This is a genomic window from Paenibacillus sp. CAA11, assembly GCF_003060825.1.
Taxonomy (GTDB): domain Bacteria; phylum Bacillota; class Bacilli; order Paenibacillales; family Paenibacillaceae; genus Fontibacillus.
On record NZ_CP028922.1, the window covers coordinates 125,951 to 146,209 of the forward strand.

Consider the following 20,259-nt stretch of genomic DNA (forward strand, 5'->3'; position numbering starts at 1 on the left):
AAATTTCAAGAATTTAAGGCGTCCCTGCTCGTGTCAATGTGGGGAAACAAACATACGATGGAAGAAGGGAGCCAAGGTAACGGCTTCCCTATCCGGAGGGTGTGGTTCCGCTTTCATCCCCCGGAACGGATACAGTCGGCAAGAGCAGGGCTCATTATGAGCCCTGCCTCTTGTTTTTTCTATGGGGATAGCATGCAGCAGGCAGAGAAAAACTTGCTTTTTCCTGCCAAATAGGTTTTACTATTGTGTGATATGGATAAGTTAGTGATACGCCTGCCCAGGAACCATAGCCTGGCCATGGCATCGCGATACGTAAATATTGCGTGAGAGGAAGTGTCCGTAAGTGAGTAGCTCGCTCAATTTGAAAATCGACCCGGAGAAGGTTAACGAGATTCCCATGGTCGATTTGGCCTTTATGGTACTGAAAGCAGCCAACACCCCTTACTACTACCGTGATTTGATGAATGAAGTAGCTAAGCTTCGGGGGATGTCGGAAGAGGAAATTAACGAAGCCATTGCCCAGTTATATACAGAGATCAATATCGACGGACGGTTTGCCTGTGTTGGAACCAATCTGTGGGGGTTGAAGCGCTGGTATCCGGTTAACAGTTCGGAGGACCCAATCGCAAGCTCCAAGCGTCCGCGCATTATCAATGATGAAGACGATGATGACGACATCGAAGATTTCACCGATGAAGAGGATACTTATACCTCCGATGACGATGAGGACTACGATGCAATGGATGAAGACGGCGATGACGACCTGTTCTCCGATGATGACGACGACGCCGACGTAGAAGTAGATGATGACGGCTTGCTCGATGATGAAGAGATTGACGAAGAGGATTCGGAAGACGAAGATTCCAACGACGGAGACTACGACGAAGAATCTAAGGAAGACTGATGACACAAAGCTCTGGAGACCGGGCGGCAAGCAAGCCATCCCTTCAGAGCTTTTTTCATGTGGGATGCCTGCTTGACAGCAGGGAAGGTAACGAGTAAACTATTGCATGGGCTTATGATTTATACCTATAAATACTTAATTTTAAAAGTGCCCCGACCTATTCGGGTGTCACTTTTTTTGTTTTTTTAGGGTGTTTTTCGGCTGATTGGGCCGTAATTGGGTTACGCTATGAGCTATAACGATGAACGAAAGACCGCCAGGGTAGTCCCCCTTTCTTTGGGACATGCCCTTAGAGCAATGCGCTTTTTTCGTCGACAGTTCATTCATACAGTTAGTTAGAATTTCTGGATTTATCATCATTTGAACATGCCGTTGCCCGGCATACGTCTATTTAGGAGGTTTCAACGTGACAAAGTATATTTTCGTAACAGGCGGAGTTGTGTCTTCTCTCGGCAAAGGGATTACCGCAGCATCGCTCGGCAGATTGCTCAAGAACAGAGGGTTGAAGGTCACTATCCAGAAATTCGATCCCTATATTAACGTGGACCCAGGCACGATGAGTCCATATCAGCATGGAGAAGTGTTCGTTACCGACGATGGCGCAGAGACAGATTTGGACCTCGGTCACTACGAGCGTTTTATCGATATCAACCTATCGAAGAATAGTAATGTGACTACGGGTAAAGTTTATTCCTCTGTTATTAGTAAGGAGCGCCGGGGAGAATATTTGGGCGGAACTGTGCAGGTCATTCCTCACATTACGAACGAAATTAAAGAGCGAGTATTCCGTGCAGGCCGTGAAGCGGGTTCGGACGTGGTCATTACCGAGATCGGCGGCACGGTTGGCGATATTGAGAGTCTTCCATTCCTAGAGGCCATTCGCCAGATTAAGAGCGATATTGGCCGGGAGAATGTGATGTACATCCATGTTACGCTTATTCCTTACATTAAAGCAGCTGGCGAGGTGAAGACGAAGCCAACCCAGCATAGTGTGAAGGAGCTGCGCAGCATTGGGATTCAGCCGAATGTGATCGTATGCCGCACAGAGCATGAGCTGTCGGAAGACATGAAGGCCAAAATTGCGCTGTTCTGCGACATTGATGCTAATGCCGTTGTGGAATGCCGTGATGCGGCTACTTTGTATGAAGTACCGCTCAACTTGAGAAATGAAGGCTTGGATGAAATTGTAGTCGATTACCTCAAGCTGACTACGCCAGCACCGGACATGAGCGAATGGGAAAGCCTCGTTGAGCGTATCAGCCGTCTTGAGAAAACCGTGGAGATCGCCATTGTCGGCAAGTATGTTGCCCTGCATGATGCCTACCTCAGTGTAGTGGAATCTCTTTCCCACGCCGGATTTGATGCAAATGCGGAAGTGAAGATCCGCTGGGTTAACGCAGAGGAAATTACCGAGGACAATGTACAGGACAGCCTGAAGGGTGTCAACGGTATTCTGGTGCCAGGCGGTTTTGGGGACCGGGGAATCGAAGGCAAAATTACCACGATCCGCTATGCTCGTGAGAATAACATTCCATTCTTTGGGATCTGCCTCGGTATGCAGGTGGCCGTGATTGAATATGCCCGCGCTTTGGCCGGCATGGATGGTGCGAACAGCTCGGAGATTAATCCATCCACCGAGTATCCGGTGATCGACTTGCTGCCAGAGCAGAAGGATATCGAGGACTTGGGCGGCACAATGCGCCTTGGCTTGTACCCTTGTAAGCTGGTGCCAGGATCCCTGGCTATGAGCTGCTATAATGATGAGCTTGTATATGAGAGACACCGCCATCGGTATGAATTTAACAATGCTTATCGTGAGACGATTGAACGGGCAGGCTTGCGCATTTCCGGAACTTCTCCTGACGGACGTCTGGTGGAAATCGTAGAGCTTCCGAACCATCCTTGGTTCCTGGCTGTACAGTTCCATCCGGAATTCACTTCCCGTCCGAACCGTCCGCAGCCATTATTCCGTGAATTTGTAAAAGCCTCACTAGCTTACTCTGAAGAGAATCTGTAATACAGATTCACTGCCTTTCTCATGGTCAGACATTTGTCCTAGGAAGACTATGGAAATATTCTTCTCCTTTTTTCCAGAACAGAAGGGGATTTACAGCTAGGTGGCGAATAGTCTTAACAGACAATTATGCTTTTGGACCGGAAGTAAGGTGAAATCCGAGGAGACTCACGGCTGTTCACCCGAAACGGCCGATTTCTGGGGGGTTGCTCATGGAACGTAAGAAAGTGTTGATTGTAGACGATCAGAACGGCATTCGTATATTGCTTATGGAAGTGTTTAGCAGCGAGGGATATCAGACATTCCAAGCAGCCAATGGCAAGTTGGCTCTCGAGATCGTGCAGAAGGATAATCCTGACCTTGTTCTCTTGGACATGAAGATTCCTGGAATGGACGGGCTGGAGATTCTTAAACATATCAAGAAGGTCAATCCGGAGACGAAGGTTATTATGATGACCGCCTACGGTGAGCTTGACATGATCAAGGAAGCCACAGAGCTAGGGGCCTTGATGCACTTCACCAAGCCATTTGATATTGATGAGATGCGTCTCGCGGTGAATCATCAGCTGCAAGGGCCCTCTGTGCTATAGAACTCCTTTATAGGGAGTTCTTTTTTTATGTACAATTTTCGAAAACAAAATGTAAATTTCACAAAGGATGTAAAAGCTTGTTTAGTATTTTTCACGGAATGTGGTATAATAATCAAGTGAGATTGTCGGCTAAAAAATATACAAATAACTTATTTTTTCCTAGGAGGATGCAACATGCCATTAGTATCCATGACAGACATGCTGAACAAAGCACTTGAAGGGAAATACGCAGTAGGTCAATACAACATCAACAACCTTGAGTGGACTCAAGCGATTCTGGCTGCAGCTGAAGAAGAGAAATCCCCAGTAATTCTGGGTGTATCTGAAGGTGCTGCCCGTCACATGAGCGGCTTCAAGACCGTTGTTAAGATGGTTGAAGGCTTGATTGAGGACATGAAGATCACTGTTCCTGTAGCCATTCACCTTGACCATGGTTCCAGCTTTGAGAAATGTAAAGAAGCTATCGATGCTGGCTTCACTTCCGTTATGATCGACGCTTCCCATGGTCCAATCGAAGACAACATTGCAACAACTAAGAAAGTTGTCGAATATGCTCACGCTAAAGGCGTTTCTGTAGAAGCAGAAGTAGGCCTTGTTGGTGGACAAGAAGACGACGTAGTTGCTGACGTAATGTACGCTAAGCTGGATGACTGCGTTCGTATCGTTAAAGAAACTGGCATTGACACTTTGGCTCCTGCACTCGGTTCCGTTCATGGACCATACAAAGGTGAGCCAAACCTTGGATTCAAGGAAATGGAAGAAATTCGCGACGCGATCAAGCTTCCACTGGTTCTGCATGGCGGTACAGGCATTCCTACTCATGACATCAAGAAAGCTATCTCCTTGGGTACTTCCAAGATCAACGTGAACACAGAGAACCAAATTGTATTCACGAAGACTGTTCGTGAAGTGCTTGCAGCTAAGCCAGATGTTTACGATCCACGTAAATACATCGTTCCAGGCCGCGACGCTATCAAAGAAACCGTAATCGGCAAAATTCGCGAATTTGGTACAAGCAACAAGGCTTAATTTACCGCTTCAATCCATAATCTAGATAACAATTTCCGGGGAAATTCACCGCTTGGTGCGGTGTCTTTCCCTTTTGTTTGTTTAAGTGGTATTATGGTAGGGTATTATTAGAACCTTTTAATAGCTGCAGGGGGAACTTTAAAGATATGGAAAAGTTAATGATCAGCGGCGGTCGTCCACTGCAGGGGACCGTACAGATCAGTGGCGCCAAGAACAGTGCCATTGCGCTGCTTCCTGCTGCGATTTTGGCAGAGAGTGAAGTAGTACTGGATAATTTACCGCAATTGAGCGATGTCGCGGTTTATACGGAAATATTGGAGGACCTGGGAGCTAAGGTATCCTGGGCAGAGAATCAGATCAAGATTGATCCCAGCCAAATTCGTTCTATTCCGATGCCGAATGGTCCGGTAAAGAAGCTACGCGCTTCTTATTACATGATGGGGGCGCTGCTTGGACGATTTGGTGAAGCGACGATCGGACTTCCAGGGGGATGTAACTTTGAACCTCGTCCGATTGATCAGCATATCAAGGGATTTGAAGCCTTAGGTGCGACCGTAACCAATGAGCACGGAGCGATTCATCTTCATGCCAAGCAGCTGCGTGGGGCCAGAATTTATCTGGATGTATCCAGTGTAGGGGCTACGATTAATATCATGCTGGCTGCCGCCAGAGCAGCTGGTTCAACCGTAATCGAGAATGCGGCCAAAGAGCCTGAGATTATAGATGTAGCCACGCTTCTGAACTCTATGGGGGCGAGCATTAAGGGTGCCGGGACGGAGACGATCCGTATCGAAGGCGTCAAAGAAATGCACGGCTGCAGACACTCCATTATTCCGGATCGAATTCAGGCCGGAACCTATATGATTGCTGCCGCTGCTACGCGGGGTAATGTACTCATAGACAATGTTATTCCGAAGCATCTTGAAGCGTTAACTGCTAAGCTGGTAGAGATGGGCGTGAAGGTGGAAGAGCTTGATGAATCTATCCGGGTAATCGGCGCGTCCAGCTATGGGCATGTCGATGTGAAGGCATTGGTTTATCCAGGGTTTCCAACAGATCTACAGTCACCGATGACCAGCTTGCTTACTCAGACTGAGGGTGTGAGCGTACTCAGTGATTTTGTCTACAGCAGCAGATTTAAGCATGTGCCTGAGCTTGTTCGTATGGGTGCTAAAATTCGAGTGGAAGGAAGATCTGCAGTCATTGAGGGCGGCCAGCTGAATGCGGCCAAGGTGAAGGCTTCTGACCTCAGAGCGGGTGCAGCCCTTGTCATTGCGGGTCTCACCGTTAATGAGGGGATCACTGAAGTATCCGGTGTCGAATATATCGACAGAGGATATGATCATCTGGTTACAAATCTCCGTGAATTAGGCGCGGATGTATGGCGTCAGGCGGAGTAAGAGTTAAGGGCTGCTAAGTTTCTTATTTGTATGTCTATCATGAGGAGCCAGGCCGAACTGCGGTTTGTGCCTTGCTCCATTTGGGCAATTCCCCGACGTTTTTTTACACTTGTCCGCATAACTCCTCTCTTAGGCGGGTATAACTATCATTATCAGATATTGATAGATTCCCGTACTCATAGAATCGTTCTGCAACATTATAAATAAGTTCTCTAACCGAAATGCGGTTAACCAAATTGAATAGGTGGTTATTACATGGATCTTCAAATTGCCGACTTGGAAGAAAAGAAGCTGACGGATCTATATAAGCTGGCAAAGCAGTATCAGATCCCTTATTATGGTCAGCTGAAGAAAAAAGAGCTGATCTTTGCTATTCTCCGGGCGCAGGCTGAGCACAGCGGTCTGATGTTCATGGAGGGTGTACTTGAAATTTTGCCGGAGGGCTTCGGCTTTCTAAGACCCATCAATTATTTGCCGAGCACAGAGGATATTTATATTTCGGCATCCCAGATTCGTAAATTTGACCTTCGAACAGGCGATCTAGTGTCTGGCAAATGTCGTGCTCCCAAAGAGAATGAGCGTTATTTTGGCCTGCTCCAGGTCAACGCCGTAAACGGAGAGAGTCCGGAGCTTGCGGCAGAACGTCTTCATTTCCCGGCTTTAACCCCGCTATATCCTCAGGAAAAGCTTGCACTCGAAACCGATTCGACTCGTCTGTCTACACGCATTATGGACTTGCTGGCTCCCGTTGGCTTGGGACAGCGCGGCTTGATTGTTGCGCCTCCTAAGGCGGGTAAGACTTTGTTGCTGAAAGAGATTGCCAACAGTATCTCCACGAATCGTCCGGATATTGCTCTGTTTGTGCTGCTCATTGACGAGCGGCCAGAGGAAGTGACAGATATGCAGCGCTCGGTAAAAGGGGAGGTTATTGCTTCTACCTTTGATGAGCTGCCTGAGAATCATATCAAAGTGGCAGAGCTAGTACTTCAGCGCGCCTTACGCTTGGTAGAGCATAAGAAAGATGTAGTTATCCTGATGGATAGTATCACGCGTCTTGCCCGTGCCTATAATCTGGTTGTTCCACCTTCTGGCCGTACACTCAGCGGGGGGATTGATCCGGCTGCGTTTCACCGTCCGAAGCGCTTCTTCGGCTCGGCCCGCAATGTAGAAGAGGGCGGGAGCTTGACCATTTTAGCAACAGCGCTTGTTGATACCGGTTCCCGGATGGACGACATCATTTATGAAGAGTTTAAGGGAACAGGTAATATGGAGCTTCATCTGGACCGTAAGCTGGCAGAACGCCGGATTTTTCCGGCAATTGATATCCGCCGGTCGGGCACCCGTCGGGAAGAGGCTCTTCTTAGCAAGGAAGCGCTGGATACCATCTGGGCCATTCGCAAAAATATGAACGATTCGTATGATTTTGTAGAAGGATTCCTGAAGAAGCTGCGTGCCTCCAAGAACAATGAGGAATTTATTGCTTCGTTCGATGCGACCACGCCAGCCTCTTCAACAAATGGCGGAAATCGCCGCAATACGCGTCCATCCGCTTCATCGACTTCACCGTCAGGAGCTTAAAAATACTAGAGGCTCGGGTGCCCTGCAAGCGCCGAGCCTTTAACCATAGAGGAGAACAACATGTATCTGGTATACGCAGATGAGCAAGGAAATGTGTTCGATCATCCGTCTCTGTACGGCCTGGCCCGAAGCGGGGAGATGATCGTAGAGATTTTGGAGGACGAGTTGATTCCGCTGCCAGATGGGGCTACGCTGGTTGGGCTGCCAAGCACTCGTCCGATTGGCATGGACCCGGATACGGGGGAAATGCTGCCGCTGCCCGGAGCTGTGCAGGCGGTCGGCGCCCTGCTGCCGCAGGGCTTCACCCGGCTTTGTCTGCCAGGCTATGTGAAGACAGACAAAGATTATAAGCTTCCGCTATTTGGTTATTCTGCGGTGGTTTGGAAGGATGGCAGCTTCTATGTGACGGCCCGGTTGAGTGATGATCCGGAGAAATGGAACCCGCTGAATTGCGATCCGCTTGAATTAAAGCAGGGGGTAAAGCAGCTAACCTCCAAATATCCGGAGAACAGACTTTATGAGCATCTTTCCAACTGTGCGCTTGGTTATGAGTGCTTAACGGCTTCGAACACCTTCTTGAATCGTTGGGAGGGCGCGGTCCCTGTATCCTATTCCTGCAATGCCGGGTGCTTCGGCTGTATTTCCGAACAGCCCGATGATAGCGGATTTGTCTCTCCGCAGACCCGGATGAACTTCCGCCCGCGTGTGGAAGAACTTGTTGAGGTGATGCTGGAGCATCTTAAGACGCCTGAATCCATCATCAGCTTCGGGCAGGGGTGCGAAGGAGAACCATCAACACAAGCCAAGCTTATTATAGATTCCATCCGTCAGGTTCGTGAGATTACTGATATGGGATATATTAATATCAATACGAATGCTGGCCTCAGCGACCATATTCGCGGCATTGTGGACGCGGGGCTTGATTTGATGCGGGTTAGCACCATCAGTGCGCTGGACGATCATTACAACGCCTACTATAAGCCGCGCGGGTACACCTTGGCTAACGTAGAGAAGTCTCTTCGCTATGCAGCAGAACAAGGAGTATATACCTCCATCAACTATTTGATCTTCCCGGGAGTTACGGATCGCGAAGAGGAAGTCGAAGCGATGGTTGAATTTGCTCGCCGCACCAAGCTTAAGCTGATTCAGCTGCGGAACCTGAACATTGATCCGGAGAGCTATTTGGAGCTGATCCCCAAGGCCAAGGGGGACATGCTTGGCATGAAGCAGGCGATCGAAATTTTTCAGGAAGAGCTGCCTGATGTGGTGATTGGCTCCTATACGCATGTGCCTCCGGCGGAGCTGGCTAGAGCAAAGCGGAGACTGGCGCGGCCCTAGAGAATTTACTATTGCCCCTCTGCTTCGGCCTGTGCTATAATTCCGCTTGTGTGTCAAATAACTCTGGGTCCGCATGAGGCTCAGGGCGGCAGAGAGGTGAACGTAATGAATCAAGCTATTCAACCTAAGTTTCACGTAACTACAGTGACCTGTGCTTGCGGAAATACTTTTGAGACCGGTTCTATCAAGGAAGAGCTTCGCGTGGAAATTTGCTCCGCTTGCCATCCTTACTTTACTGGGAAACAGAAATTCCTGGATGCCGGTGGCCGTGTTGATCGATTCAAGAAGAAATACGGAATCTAATATCCACTTAAAGAATCAATCCCCTGCTCCTTCTGGAGACAGGGGATTTTTTTGTGCGCTTTTTTTGGGGGGGTATACTATGATCTGAACTCAATGGACTGCTCCATCGCATTCCAGACAGCTTCTTTAGTCTTGAGTCCAAGTCTCCACAAGGCGATGCCTTTCAGGTCGTATCGCTTAGCGAGACCAATCTTGGCATTGACAGAATCCGCCTGTTCACTGGCGAGGGAAATACCCAGGACAAGCTTGCGCTTGTCCACTTCCTTCATAGCTAATTTAATAGCCTCGTCCACTTTGTTCGTCGGTTCAGGGCTCTTCTGATCCCCATAGGCATAAGCCATAATAATGAGCTCGTCGGCCGTTTTTCCAAGGGCCGAATAGTCATAGCCTTTGTAGGCGCCATTCAAAGGATGCAGAGCCAAGGCTACCTTTAATCCAGAGGCATGGGCGAGAGCTACTATTTCTTTGACAAAGGCAGTATAAGCGTTTTGTGCAGCCTTCTTTTCACCGGTTAAGCCAAGTCCCTCCATATCCAATAGAACACCTTTGAAGCCCTTCTCAGATGCTGTATCCGTGATTTGCTTAGCTGCTGCTTGCCGCTTGGAAGCATTGCTGATCAGCGTGGTCAGCTCGAGCTTGGAGTCCACTGAATATACCATGAGGTAAGGCGAGGTCTCGCCGGCGGCTGCATCCGTAATCAGCTTCTCCGGAGTGATATCTCCGGCAGCTTCAGGCCATTGATATTCTTTGCCGGTCAGGGTGAAGTTCCCTTGATCATCAATCCGGCTCCAGCCAAAAGCAACAGCGTTCAGGTCTGCGATTCGTTTCCGCTCCCAAAATGATCCCAGCGCGTAAAAGCCGAGCGTGTACATGCTCTCTTTAGGCGAGACGATGGAGACCGTCTGTGTTTGCGCATTCCATTTCACATTGGCGCCAAATTGCTGGCTGAAGAAGCTGAGGGGAATCATTGTATTGCCCTTGATGGATCGGGGAGCTACAGCTAACGTGACCTTCTGCCTATCTGCAAAGGCGATGCGGCTGCCAAGGGTCAGCGTGACCTGTTTGCTTGTTTGTTCGACCTGTTTCTGGCCTATGATCTGTTGCGTTTTGGCATTCCAGGTTACCTTAATCCCTAATGCCTCTGAAATTGCGCGAAAGGGTACCAGTGTCGTTCCCTCAATGACTACAGGGCTTGCAGGGAAAGGGAGAGGGTAACCATCCAATTGAATTTGCACAGATGGAGCTGCCTTAACAGGTCCGGCCCAAGGGGTAAGGGCTACCGTGCTGAAACCAATCGCCAGAGAAAGAAGAACTTTTCCGAGACGTCCTCTAATATGCATATTAATAATGCCTCCTCTATACCTATCAAATTAGGCCACTCTATTAATATATCAGCTGAATGAGTAGATTCCAATTTCAGGATATGAGGTTATGAATAGTCAAGTATAGGATTGTATTTCTTGTAAGGTTCTTCCCCTTGGTTGCATTTTGGACGGGTATGGGATATACTTATTTTCGCCGTGCTAGATGGGGAGGTAGCGGTGCCCTGTAACTCGCAATCCGCTATAGCGAGGTTGAATTCCTGTTAGAGGTCTTGTCGATGTAAGGCCTGGTCCTTACAGTCAATGTTGACGGTTGGGTCCTCCGCAATGAGTAACTGTGAACCTGGTCAGGTCCGGAAGGAAGCAGCCATAAGCAGTCCCACTCTTGTGCCGGAGGGTTGCCTAACCCGAGTTGTACTGTAAGGGTGCCGCTTGGATCGCAATGATCAATAACAGGTGCACGGTATAACATATTCAATTAATAATGACGGACATCTCCGCTATGCAGGCGGGGATGTTTTTGTATGTCCAAATGATGTATGTGGAAACATAATATAAGTTTTTCTCGCTGGCCGGAGTATAGTATAATAAGGAAGCGGCGTATGTTTATGGACAGTTCCCATATATCCATAATTAGAATGCTCGCTTAGGAAAGAAGGTGCCGCAAAGTGGAACATGTTGCCTTGTACCGTGCTTGGCGGCCGCAGTCGTTTCAAGACATGGTGGGACAACAGCATATTATTCGTACACTACAGAATGCAATTCGCGAAGATCGGCTCTCCCATGCTTATCTGTTCAGCGGGCCCCGGGGGACGGGGAAGACCAGTGCGGCCAAGATCTTGGCCAAAGCAGTGAACTGTGAGCGCGGGCCAGGCCCTGAGCCTTGCAATGAATGCGAATCCTGCCGCCGTATTACGGCGGGAGCTGTAATGGATGTGCTAGAAATTGATGCTGCATCCAACCGGGGGGTTGAGGAAATCCGCGACCTCCGTGAGAAGGTGAAGTATGCTCCAACCGAAGTGCGGCAGAAGGTTTATATAATCGATGAAGTCCATATGCTTACAACTGAGGCGTTCAATGCTTTGCTAAAGACACTCGAAGAGCCGCCTCCTCATGTAATGTTCATATTGGCGACTACAGAGCCGCATCGCTTGCCGGCAACGGTGATTTCCAGGTGTCAGCGCTTCGACTTTCGGCGTGTATCGCTGGATGAGCAGTCCGAACGTCTGCAGCAAATTTGTACAGAAGAAGGAATCACAGCCGATGCGGAGGCGATCCAGTATATTGCCAGACTTTCCGATGGCGGGATGCGTGATGCACTCAGCATTCTGGATCAGATCTCCTCGTTTACAGACGGTCATGTCTCTTATCAGCAAGTGCTGGATATGACGGGAGGCATTCCTTCTAGGCAGTTTGCTGAGATTGCCGGGACTTTGGTTCGCGGGGACATCGGTGGTATGCTGCAAATGATCGAGCGCCTGATGCAGGAGGGCAAGAGCGCGGATAAGTGCATGGAGAACCTCCTCTATTACTTCCGCGACTTGCTCATGATTAAGATGGTGCCGCAGGCTGATAAGCTTACCGAACGGGTGCTTGATCCGGCAGACTTTCAAGAGGTAGCCAAGACTTTTACACGGGGACAGCTCTTTCGGATTATCGATACGCTTAACCATTATCAGACGGAGATGAAATATGCTGTTCAGCCACAGATGCTGTTTGAAGTTGCCTTGCTTAAGCTTTGCAGCATAGCGGAAACTCCTGAGGCAGAGGAACACTTAGGTGCTGCTCCTGCCCCGGAAGCGGCGGTGAAGAGTGGATCGACGGATGTAGACCAGCTTCGCAAGCAGCTTGCTGAGCTTGAGAAGAAGCTGGAACGCGCAATCCAGTCGGGGGTCTCATCCGGTGCTGGTGCCGAGCCCGAAAGGTCGCGTCCACGCAGCCCGGCTCCTCGAATTTCCTCCGCAGCGAAGATCCCATCAGGGCTCGATCGCTATATTGCGGCACGCAGTAACCCTGAATTCACGGCGGTGTTAAATAAGTGGAATCAGGTGCTTCAGGCCGTGAAGGAAGAGAAAGTCACTATTCACGCTTGGTTTGTAAATGGAGATCCAGTATCCGTGCTGGAGGATGCTGTGCTCGTTGCCTTCAAGAATGATATTCACCGGGAGACAACCGAGAAGCCGGCCAACAAGCAGGTGATTGAACGCGTCATGCAGCAGCAGCTGGGTAAGCCCTTGCGTTTAGTTACCATGATGTTGAAGGATTGGAATGAGGCTATTGAGGGCGCGGCTAAGCCGGACAAAGAGCCCTTTGAATTGGAACTTCCGGAGTCTGAGGGCGATCAGGGCAAAGAACCGTGGGTTGATGAGGCTCTTCAAATGTTTGGGGATGACCTTGTTGTTATAAAGGATTAAATAATGATTCAGACAAATGGGTAGTGAATTTGATAAAGGAGTTGTGAGTCAATGAATAATATGAATCAGATGATGAAGCAGGTTAAGAAGATGCAGGAGCAAATGCTGAAGGCTCAAGAGGAGCTTGCAGACAAGGTCGTAGAGGGAACCTCTGGCGGCGGGGTAGTTACTGTTCAAGTCAACGGTCATAAGAAAGTGCTGTCCATTACAATCAAACCGGAAGCCGTTGATCCGGATGATGTAGAAATGCTGCAGGACTTGGTGCTTACAGCTGTTAATGACGGATTGACCAAAGCTGAAGAGATTGCTAACCAGGATATGGGCAAATTTACTGGCGGCATGAAGATTCCAGGCTTGTTCTAAGCTGTACAATTTACAGCCTGCTTAGGCTGTCTTTATTAGGAATGATGATAAACTTCGGGGGCTTTTCGCTTTCGAAGTTTATTCATTATTTTGAGTACGGAAAGCTATTTATTCCATGATTAAAGGAGAACGCTCATTTGTATTATCCTGAACCGATAGCTAAGCTGATTGATGCGTTTACCCATTTACCGGGGATTGGCCCTAAGACGGCTGCACGGCTTGCATTTCATGTGTTAAGAATGAAAGATGACGACGTTATTGATTTTGCTAAGGCGCTTGTGAGCGTGAAGCGGAATTTGCACTACTGTTCTGTGTGCTGCAATATCACGGATACCGATCCGTGCCGGATTTGCCAGGATAAGACGCGAGATGCCTCTGTGATCTGTGTAGTTCAAGAATCTAAGGATTTGGTTGCTATGGAGCGCACTAAGGAGTTTGATGGTTATTATCATGTGCTCCAGGGGGCCATCTCACCCATGGAAGGGATTGGTCCTGACGATATCCGTCTTAAAGAGCTGCTGACCCGTCTAAGTGATGAGAAGGTGAAGGAGTTAATCCTGGCGACAAACCCTAACATTGAGGGGGAAGCGACGGCTATGTATATTTCTAGGCTGGTGAAGCCGTTTGAGCTCAAGGTGACTCGTATTGCTCACGGGCTGCCGGTCGGCGGAGATCTTGAATATGCAGACGAAGTAACCTTGTCTAAGGCCTTGGAAGGTCGGCGTGAATTATAGCCAAGCGATGAAGAGGTTGAGATATAAGTTGTTGTAAATTTATCTGTTAGAGCGGAGCCCATGAGGGGCTCTTTTTTTGTTTATTCTTTCGGATGGGTCTTTTGCCCGGCATGCTGTCGTATGGTTCTAAGTTTGTCCTATTCCCATATGAATGAGAATAAGGGGTCTGATTAAGGCCTGCATTTTCTTTGTGGAGGGAGCAGTGGGCAGATGAACTTTTTGAAAAGGTGGATTTGGACCCTAACTCAGGGGAGACGTCCAAGCCCGGAAGAAGAACGGCGTGATGAGTTGTATGAAGAGCTTCGAAAAGCACATAGGGAATGGGAGCGGGCACGAATGTGCTTCGAGCATGCGCGCGGAAAGGATGAGGTCGATTATGCAATCTATATCTTGGAGGCAGCAGAACGTAAATATCAAATCCATTTGAAGGAGGCTAAGAAGTCTGATTTGCAGTGGGGAGCATTCAAGTACGGTCAATTTGTTGAGAAAAGAATAGCGGAGAGGGAGTGAGGACATGAACTGGATTGGGCTGGCCGTCCTGTTAGTGTCGAGTGTGCTTCTGCTTTATATCTGGATATCGCGAAGGCTTGGCGTAGCATGGCTTACTAAACTAGGCCTGCAAATTGTCCTGGCGGCTGTTGCGATATATGCAGTTAATTATGCTGGCTTCTTTGGAAGCTTTCATATTCCGATGAATCCAGTAACGATCAGTACTGTCCTTGTGCTTGGACTGCCAGGGGTGGGTTTATTGATCAGCCTAAAATTGACAGGGATTTAGTTGTTGACTCGGCTTTGGGATCTGTGATACATTAATACTCGTTCCTTTGTTGGTTGTACCATTCAAAAGGCAAGCAAAAAAAGATTTTAAAAAAAGTGCTTGACTGCTAACAAGAGAATATGATATATTATAAAAGTCGCCGCTGAGATACAGCGGACGATGAAATGAGAAGTTTGATCTTTGAAAACTGAACAACGAGTGAGATATAAATGAGAATTAACGGATGAATTTTAAGTCCATCTCGACTTGAAATTCGATCCTTTCTCGTCAGTTTCAAAATGAGTCACAAGCTTTACCTTTAATGGAGAGTTTGATCCTGGCTCAGGACGAACGCTGGCGGCGTGCCTAATACATGCAAGTCGAGCGGAGTTATTTAGAAGCTTGCTTCTAAATAACTTAGCGGCGGACGGGTGAGTAACACGTAGGCAACCTGCCTGTAAGACTGGGATAACTACCGGAAACGGTAGCTAATACCGGATACACAAGTTCCTCGCATGAGGGATTTGGGAAAGACGGAGCAATCTGTCACTTACGGATGGGCCTGCGGCGCATTAGCTAGTTGGTGGGGTAACGGCTCACCAAGGCGACGATGCGTAGCCGACCTGAGAGGGTGAACGGCCACACTGGGACTGAGACACGGCCCAGACTCCTACGGGAGGCAGCAGTAGGGAATCTTCCGCAATGGACGAAAGTCTGACGGAGCAACGCCGCGTGAGTGATGAAGGTTTTCGGATCGTAAAGCTCTGTTGCCAGGGAAGAACGCTTGAGAGAGTAACTGCTCTTGAGGTGACGGTACCTGAGAAGAAAGCCCCGGCTAACTACGTGCCAGCAGCCGCGGTAATACGTAGGGGGCAAGCGTTGTCCGGAATTATTGGGCGTAAAGCGCGCGCAGGCGGCCATTTAAGTCTGGTGTTTAATCCTGGAGCTCAACTCCGGGTCGCACTGGAAACTGGGTGGCTTGAGTGCAGAAGAGGAGAGTGGAATTCCACGTGTAGCGGTGAAATGCGTAGAGATGTGGAGGAACACCAGTGGCGAAGGCGACTCTCTGGGCTGTAACTGACGCTGAGGCGCGAAAGCGTGGGGAGCAAACAGGATTAGATACCCTGGTAGTCCACGCCGTAAACGATGAATGCTAGGTGTTAGGGGTTTCGATACCCTTGGTGCCGAAGTTAACACATTAAGCATTCCGCCTGGGGAGTACGGTCGCAAGACTGAAACTCAAAGGAATTGACGGGGACCCGCACAAGCAGTGGAGTATGTGGTTTAATTCGAAGCAACGCGAAGAACCTTACCAGGTCTTGACATCCCTCTGACCGGTACAGAGATGTACCTTTCTTTCGGGACAGAGGAGACAGGTGGTGCATGGTTGTCGTCAGCTCGTGTCGTGAGATGTTGGGTTAAGTCCCGCAACGAGCGCAACCCTTAACTTTAGTTGCCAGCAGGTCGAGCTGGGCACTCTAGAGTGACTGCCGGTGACAAACCGGAGGAAGGTGGGGATGACGTCAAATCATCATGCCCCTTATGACCTGGGCTACACACGTACTACAATGGCCGGTACAACGGGAAGCGAAGGAGCGATCTGGAGCGAATCCTAGAAAAGCCGGTCTCAGTTCGGATTGCAGGCTGCAACTCGCCTGCATGAAGTCGGAATTGCTAGTAATCGCGGATCAGCATGCCGCGGTGAATACGTTCCCGGGTCTTGTACACACCGCCCGTCACACCACGAGAGTTTACAACACCCGAAGTCGGTGAGGTAACCCGCAAGGGGGCCAGCCGCCGAAGGTGGGGTAGACGATTGGGGTGAAGTCGTAACAAGGTAGCCGTATCGGAAGGTGCGGCTGGATCACCTCCTTTCTATGGAGAATCGTCTTCGGTGGTGAAGACATTCAAATATCGGTTAACCTGGAGTTAACCAAACGATCTCACTCGTTGGTCAGTTTTGAGAGTTCGAACTCTCATGCGTTTGGTGATGATGGCGGAGGGGTTCCACACGTACCCATCCCGAACACGACCGTTAAGCCCTCCAGCGCCAATGGTACTTGGACCGCAGGGTCCTGGGAGAGTAGGACGTCGCCAAGCGCAACCCGTTTTTTGGGTTACATTAATTGCATAATGTTAGGGCCCTTAGCTCAGCTGGTTAGAGCGCACCCCTGATAAGGGTGAGGTCGGTGGTTCGAGTCCACTAGGGCCCACCATTCCTAACAAATAATATGGGGCCATAGCTCAGCTGGGAGAGCGCCTGCCTTGCAAGCAGGAGGTCAGCGGTTCGATCCCGCTTGGCTCCACCATAAAAGTTCTAATTCTTGATCCTTGAAAACTGGATAACGAAACGAAATTGCGTTTTAGAAACATCTCTTTAGCTGAAACTTGTGATCGAAGAGAACAAGTGAAGTGATAGCTACAGAGCGAGGTATTTTGGAGACGATCGATCCTTTGTGAGTGGGTTTCAACCTTGATTCATTTCAATCGAGAAACCAAGGAACAACAGAACGTGTCGGTCCAAAATCCGAGCGATTAGGTTAAGCTATTAAGAGCACACGGAGGATGCCTAGGCGCTAGGAGCCGAAGAAGGACGTGGCGAACAACGATACGGCCTCGGGGAGCTGTAAGCAAGCTTTGATCCGGGGATGTCCGAATGGGGAAACCCGGCTGGTGTAATAGCCAGTCACTCATACCTGAATACATAGGGTGTGAAGAGGCAGACCAGGGGAACTGAAACATCTAAGTACCCTGAGGAAGAGAAAACAAGAGTGATTCCGTCAGTAGCGGCGAGCGAACGCGGAACAGCCTAAACCAGAGAGCTTGCTCTCTGGGGTTGTGGGACGTCTCACATGGAGTTACAAAGGAACAGGTTAGTTGAAGAGGTCTGGAAAGGCCCGCCAGAGAAGGTAAAAGCCCTGTAGGTGAAAATGTGTTCCCTCCGAGACGGATCCCGAGTAGTGCGGGGCACGTGAAACCCCGTATGAATCCGCCAGGACCATCTGGTAAGGCTAAATACTCCCTAGCGACCGATAGCGAAGCAGTACCGTGAGGGAAAGGTGAAAAGCACCCCGGAAGGGGAGTGAAACAGAACCTGAAACCGTGTGCTTACAAGAAGTCAGAGTCCTCTATATGGATGATGGCGTGCCTTTTGTAGAATGAACCGGCGAGTTACGTTCCCGTGCAAGGTTAAGGTGAAGAGCCGAAGCCGCAGCGAAAGCGAGTCTGAATAGGGCGAATTGAGTACGTGGGCGTAGACCCGAAACCGTGTGATCTACCCCTGTCCAGGGTGAAGGTGCGGTAACACGCACTGGAGGCCCGAACCCACGAACGTTGAAAAGTTCGGGGATGAGGTGGGGGTAGCGGAGAAATTCCAATCGAACTCGGAGATAGCTGGTTCTCCCCGAAATAGCTTTAGGGCTAGCCTCGGAAGAAAAGAGTCGTGGAGGTAGAGCACTGATTGGGTGCGGGGCCCGCCAAGGGTTACCAAGCTCAGTCAAACTCCGAATGCCATGGACTCATATCCGGGAGTCAGACAGTGAGTGCTAAGATCCATTGTCAAAAGGGAAACAGCCCAGACCATCAGCTAAGGTCCCCAAGTGTGTGTTAAGTGGGAAAGGATGTGGAGTTGCACAGACAACCAGGATGTTGGCTTAGAAGCAGCCACCATTTAAAGAGTGCGTAATAGCTCACTGGTCGAGTGACTCTGCGCCGAAAATGTAACGGGGCTAAACACACCACCGAAGCTATGGCTTGATGCTTTGCATCAGGGGTAGGGGAGCGTTGTGTATGCGTTGAAGGTGTACCGTAAGGAGCGCTGGAGAGTACACAAGTGAGAATGCCGGTATGAGTAACGAAAAGATCAGTGAGAATCTGATCCGCCGAAAGCCTAAGGGTTCCTGAGGAAGGTTCGTCCGCTCAGGGTAAGTCGGGACCTAAGGCGAGGCCGAAAGGCGTAGTCGAAGGACAACAGGTGGAAATTCCTGTACCACCGTAAACCGTTATGAGCGATGGGGTGACGCAGCAGGGTAGTGACGCGGACTGATGGATGTCCGTCCAAGCAGTGAGGCTGGTGTGTAGGCAAATCCGCACACTTTAAGGCTGGGCTGTGATGGGGAGTGAAAATTACAGTAGCGAAGGTCATGATCTCACACTGCCAAGAAAAGCCTCTAGCCAGGTGAAGGTGCCCGTACCGTAAACCGACACAGGTAGGCGAGAAGAGAATTCTAAGGCGCGCGGAAGAACTCTCGTTAAGGAACTCGGCAAAATGACCCCGTAACTTCGGGAGAAGGGGTGCCTCGGTAGGGTGAATAGCCCGAGGGGGCCGCAGTGAAAAGGCCCAAGCGACTGTTTAGCAAAAACACAGGTCTGTGCGAAGCCGCAAGGCGAAGTATACGGGCTGACGCCTGCCCGGTGCTGGAAGGTTAAGGGGAGCGGTTAGGGAGTAATCCCGAAGCTGTGAACCGAAGCCCCAGTAAACGGCGGCCGTAACTATAACGGTCCTAAGGTAGCGAAATTCCTTGTCAGGTAAATTCTGACCCGCACGAATGGCGTAACGACTTGGGCGCTGTCTCAACGAGAGATCCGGTGAAATTTTAATACCTGTGAAGATGCAGGTTACCCGCGACAAGACGGAAAGACCCCATGGAGCTTTACTGCAGCTTGATATTGGACTTTGATACGATTTGTACAGGATAGGTGGGAGCCTAGGAAGCCGGAGCGCCAGCTTCGGTGGAGGCGACGTTGGGATACCACCCTGATCGTATCGGAGTTCTAACCTGGTACCGTAATCCGGTGCGGGGACAGTGTCAGGTGGGCAGTTTGACTGGGGCGGTCGCCTCCTAAAGAGTAACGGAGGCGCCCCAAGGTTCCCTCAGAATGGTTGGAAATCATTCGAAGAGTGCAAAGGCAAAAGGGAGCTTGACTGCGAGACTGACAAGTCGAGCAGGGACGAAAGTCGGGCTTAGTGATCCGGTGGTACCGCATGGAAGGGCCATCGCTCAACGGATAAAAGCTACCCTGGGGATAACAGGCTTATCTCCCCCAAGAGTCCACATCGACGGGGAGGTTTGGCACCTCGATGTCGGCTCATCGCATCCTGGGGCTGAAGTAGGTCCCAAGGGTTGGGCTGTTCGCCCATTAAAGCGGTACGCGAGCTGGGTTCAGAACGTCGTGAGACAGTTCGGTCCCTATCTGTCGTGGGCGTAGGAAATTTGAGAGGAGCTGTCCTTAGTACGAGAGGACCGGGATGGACGCACCGCTGGTGCACCAGTTGTTCCGCCAGGAGCACAGCTGGGTAGCTAAGTGCGGAAGGGATAAGCGCTGAAAGCATCTAAGCGTGAAGCCCCCCTCAAGATGAGATTTCCCAATTAGTAAGACCCCTTGAAGACGACGAGGTAGATAGGCTGGAGGTGGAAGTGCAGCAATGCATGGAGCTGACCAGTACTAATCGGTCGAGGGCTTATCCTATTTAGAGTGTAAAGCGCAATGACGTTTCGTATCCAGTTTTCAAG

The 20,259-nt window shown here is 49.8% G+C and carries 14 protein-coding genes, 2 tRNA genes, 3 rRNA genes and 1 other RNA gene; 19 read left to right on the forward strand and 1 reads right to left on the reverse strand.

Translation table 11 applies throughout. The features are described 5' to 3' along the window. Positions 1-343: 343 nt before the first annotated feature. The 8 genes from rpoE (at position 344) to rpmE (ending at position 9,156) form a co-directional block, all read left to right on the forward strand. Positions 344-904, forward strand: coding sequence for a DNA-directed RNA polymerase subunit delta (gene rpoE / locus DCC85_RS00605; protein ID WP_108463830.1), 561 nt, complete (start codon positions 344-346; stop codon positions 902-904). A 406-nt stretch (positions 905-1,310) separates the two neighbouring features. Further along, positions 1,311-2,921 carry a CTP synthase gene (locus DCC85_RS00610; RefSeq protein ID WP_108463831.1) on the forward strand — a complete coding sequence of 537 codons (1,611 nt, stop codon included), beginning with the start codon at positions 1,311-1,313 and terminating at the stop codon, positions 2,919-2,921. Between the two features lie 209 nt (positions 2,922-3,130). After that, positions 3,131-3,508: a response regulator gene (locus DCC85_RS00615; RefSeq protein ID WP_108463832.1), complete on the forward strand. Its 378-nt coding sequence runs from the start codon at positions 3,131-3,133 to the stop codon at positions 3,506-3,508. Between the two features lie 174 nt (positions 3,509-3,682). Further along, positions 3,683-4,537 (forward strand): class II fructose-bisphosphate aldolase, encoded by an 855-nt coding sequence (locus DCC85_RS00620; RefSeq protein ID WP_108463833.1) that lies wholly within the window; start codon positions 3,683-3,685, stop codon positions 4,535-4,537. A gap of 146 nt (positions 4,538-4,683) precedes the next feature. Further along, complete coding sequence (locus DCC85_RS00625) at positions 4,684-5,937, forward strand: UDP-N-acetylglucosamine 1-carboxyvinyltransferase (protein WP_108463834.1); 1,254 nt, start codon at positions 4,684-4,686, stop codon at positions 5,935-5,937. 255 nt (positions 5,938-6,192) lie between these two features. Beyond that, entirely contained in the window at positions 6,193-7,515 is a 1,323-nt protein-coding gene (rho, locus tag DCC85_RS00630; protein WP_108463835.1) for a transcription termination factor Rho, read from the forward strand. Positions 7,516-7,575: 60 nt separating this feature from the next. Then, the gene (locus tag DCC85_RS00635; RefSeq protein ID WP_108463836.1) at positions 7,576-8,853 is read left to right on the forward strand and encodes a radical SAM family protein; all 1,278 of its coding nucleotides are present in this window, start codon (positions 7,576-7,578) and stop codon (positions 8,851-8,853) included. A gap of 105 nt (positions 8,854-8,958) precedes the next feature. Further along, on the forward strand, positions 8,959-9,156 hold the full coding sequence (rpmE, locus tag DCC85_RS00640; RefSeq protein ID WP_108463837.1) for a 50S ribosomal protein L31: 198 nt from the start codon (positions 8,959-8,961) through the stop codon (positions 9,154-9,156). 77 nt (positions 9,157-9,233) lie between these two features. On the opposite strand, the gene DCC85_RS00645 is transcribed toward rpmE, so the two are convergent. Further along, positions 9,234-10,496: a stalk domain-containing protein gene (locus DCC85_RS00645; protein ID WP_108463838.1), complete on the reverse strand. Its 1,263-nt coding sequence runs from the start codon at positions 10,494-10,496 to the stop codon at positions 9,234-9,236. A 178-nt stretch (positions 10,497-10,674) separates the two neighbouring features. Between DCC85_RS00645 and ffs the strand changes: the two genes are divergently transcribed. From ffs to DCC85_RS00700, 11 genes are all read left to right on the forward strand, one after another. Beyond that, an RNA gene (ffs, locus tag DCC85_RS00650) (signal recognition particle sRNA large type) lies at positions 10,675-10,942 on the forward strand. A gap of 204 nt (positions 10,943-11,146) precedes the next feature. After that, positions 11,147-12,892 carry a DNA polymerase III subunit gamma/tau gene (gene dnaX / locus DCC85_RS00655; RefSeq protein ID WP_108463839.1) on the forward strand — a complete coding sequence of 582 codons (1,746 nt, stop codon included), beginning with the start codon at positions 11,147-11,149 and terminating at the stop codon, positions 12,890-12,892. A 51-nt stretch (positions 12,893-12,943) separates the two neighbouring features. Further along, positions 12,944-13,255, forward strand: a complete 312-nt coding sequence (locus DCC85_RS00660; protein WP_108463840.1) for a YbaB/EbfC family nucleoid-associated protein — start codon at positions 12,944-12,946, stop codon at positions 13,253-13,255. 137 nt (positions 13,256-13,392) lie between these two features. Beyond that, positions 13,393-13,989 carry a recombination mediator RecR gene (gene recR / locus DCC85_RS00665; RefSeq protein ID WP_108463841.1) on the forward strand — a complete coding sequence of 199 codons (597 nt, stop codon included), beginning with the start codon at positions 13,393-13,395 and terminating at the stop codon, positions 13,987-13,989. A 210-nt stretch (positions 13,990-14,199) separates the two neighbouring features. After that, positions 14,200-14,499 (forward strand): DUF2508 family protein, encoded by a 300-nt coding sequence (locus DCC85_RS00670; protein ID WP_108463842.1) that lies wholly within the window; start codon positions 14,200-14,202, stop codon positions 14,497-14,499. Positions 14,500-14,503: 4 nt separating this feature from the next. Further along, positions 14,504-14,767 (forward strand): pro-sigmaK processing inhibitor BofA family protein, encoded by a 264-nt coding sequence (locus DCC85_RS00675; protein ID WP_108463843.1) that lies wholly within the window; start codon positions 14,504-14,506, stop codon positions 14,765-14,767. A 298-nt stretch (positions 14,768-15,065) separates the two neighbouring features. Then, positions 15,066-16,621 (forward strand): 16S ribosomal RNA (locus DCC85_RS00680). A 108-nt stretch (positions 16,622-16,729) separates the two neighbouring features. Continuing rightward, positions 16,730-16,846, forward strand: a 5S ribosomal RNA gene (gene rrf / locus DCC85_RS00685). Positions 16,847-16,885: 39 nt separating this feature from the next. Beyond that, a tRNA-Ile gene (locus DCC85_RS00690) sits at positions 16,886-16,962 on the forward strand. 17 nt (positions 16,963-16,979) lie between these two features. Beyond that, a tRNA-Ala gene (locus tag DCC85_RS00695) sits at positions 16,980-17,055 on the forward strand. Between the two features lie 229 nt (positions 17,056-17,284). Then, positions 17,285-20,215 (forward strand): 23S ribosomal RNA (locus tag DCC85_RS00700). The 16S, 23S and 5S rRNA genes sit together here with 2 tRNA genes alongside, the layout of an rRNA operon. Positions 20,216-20,259: the final 44 nt, after the last annotated feature.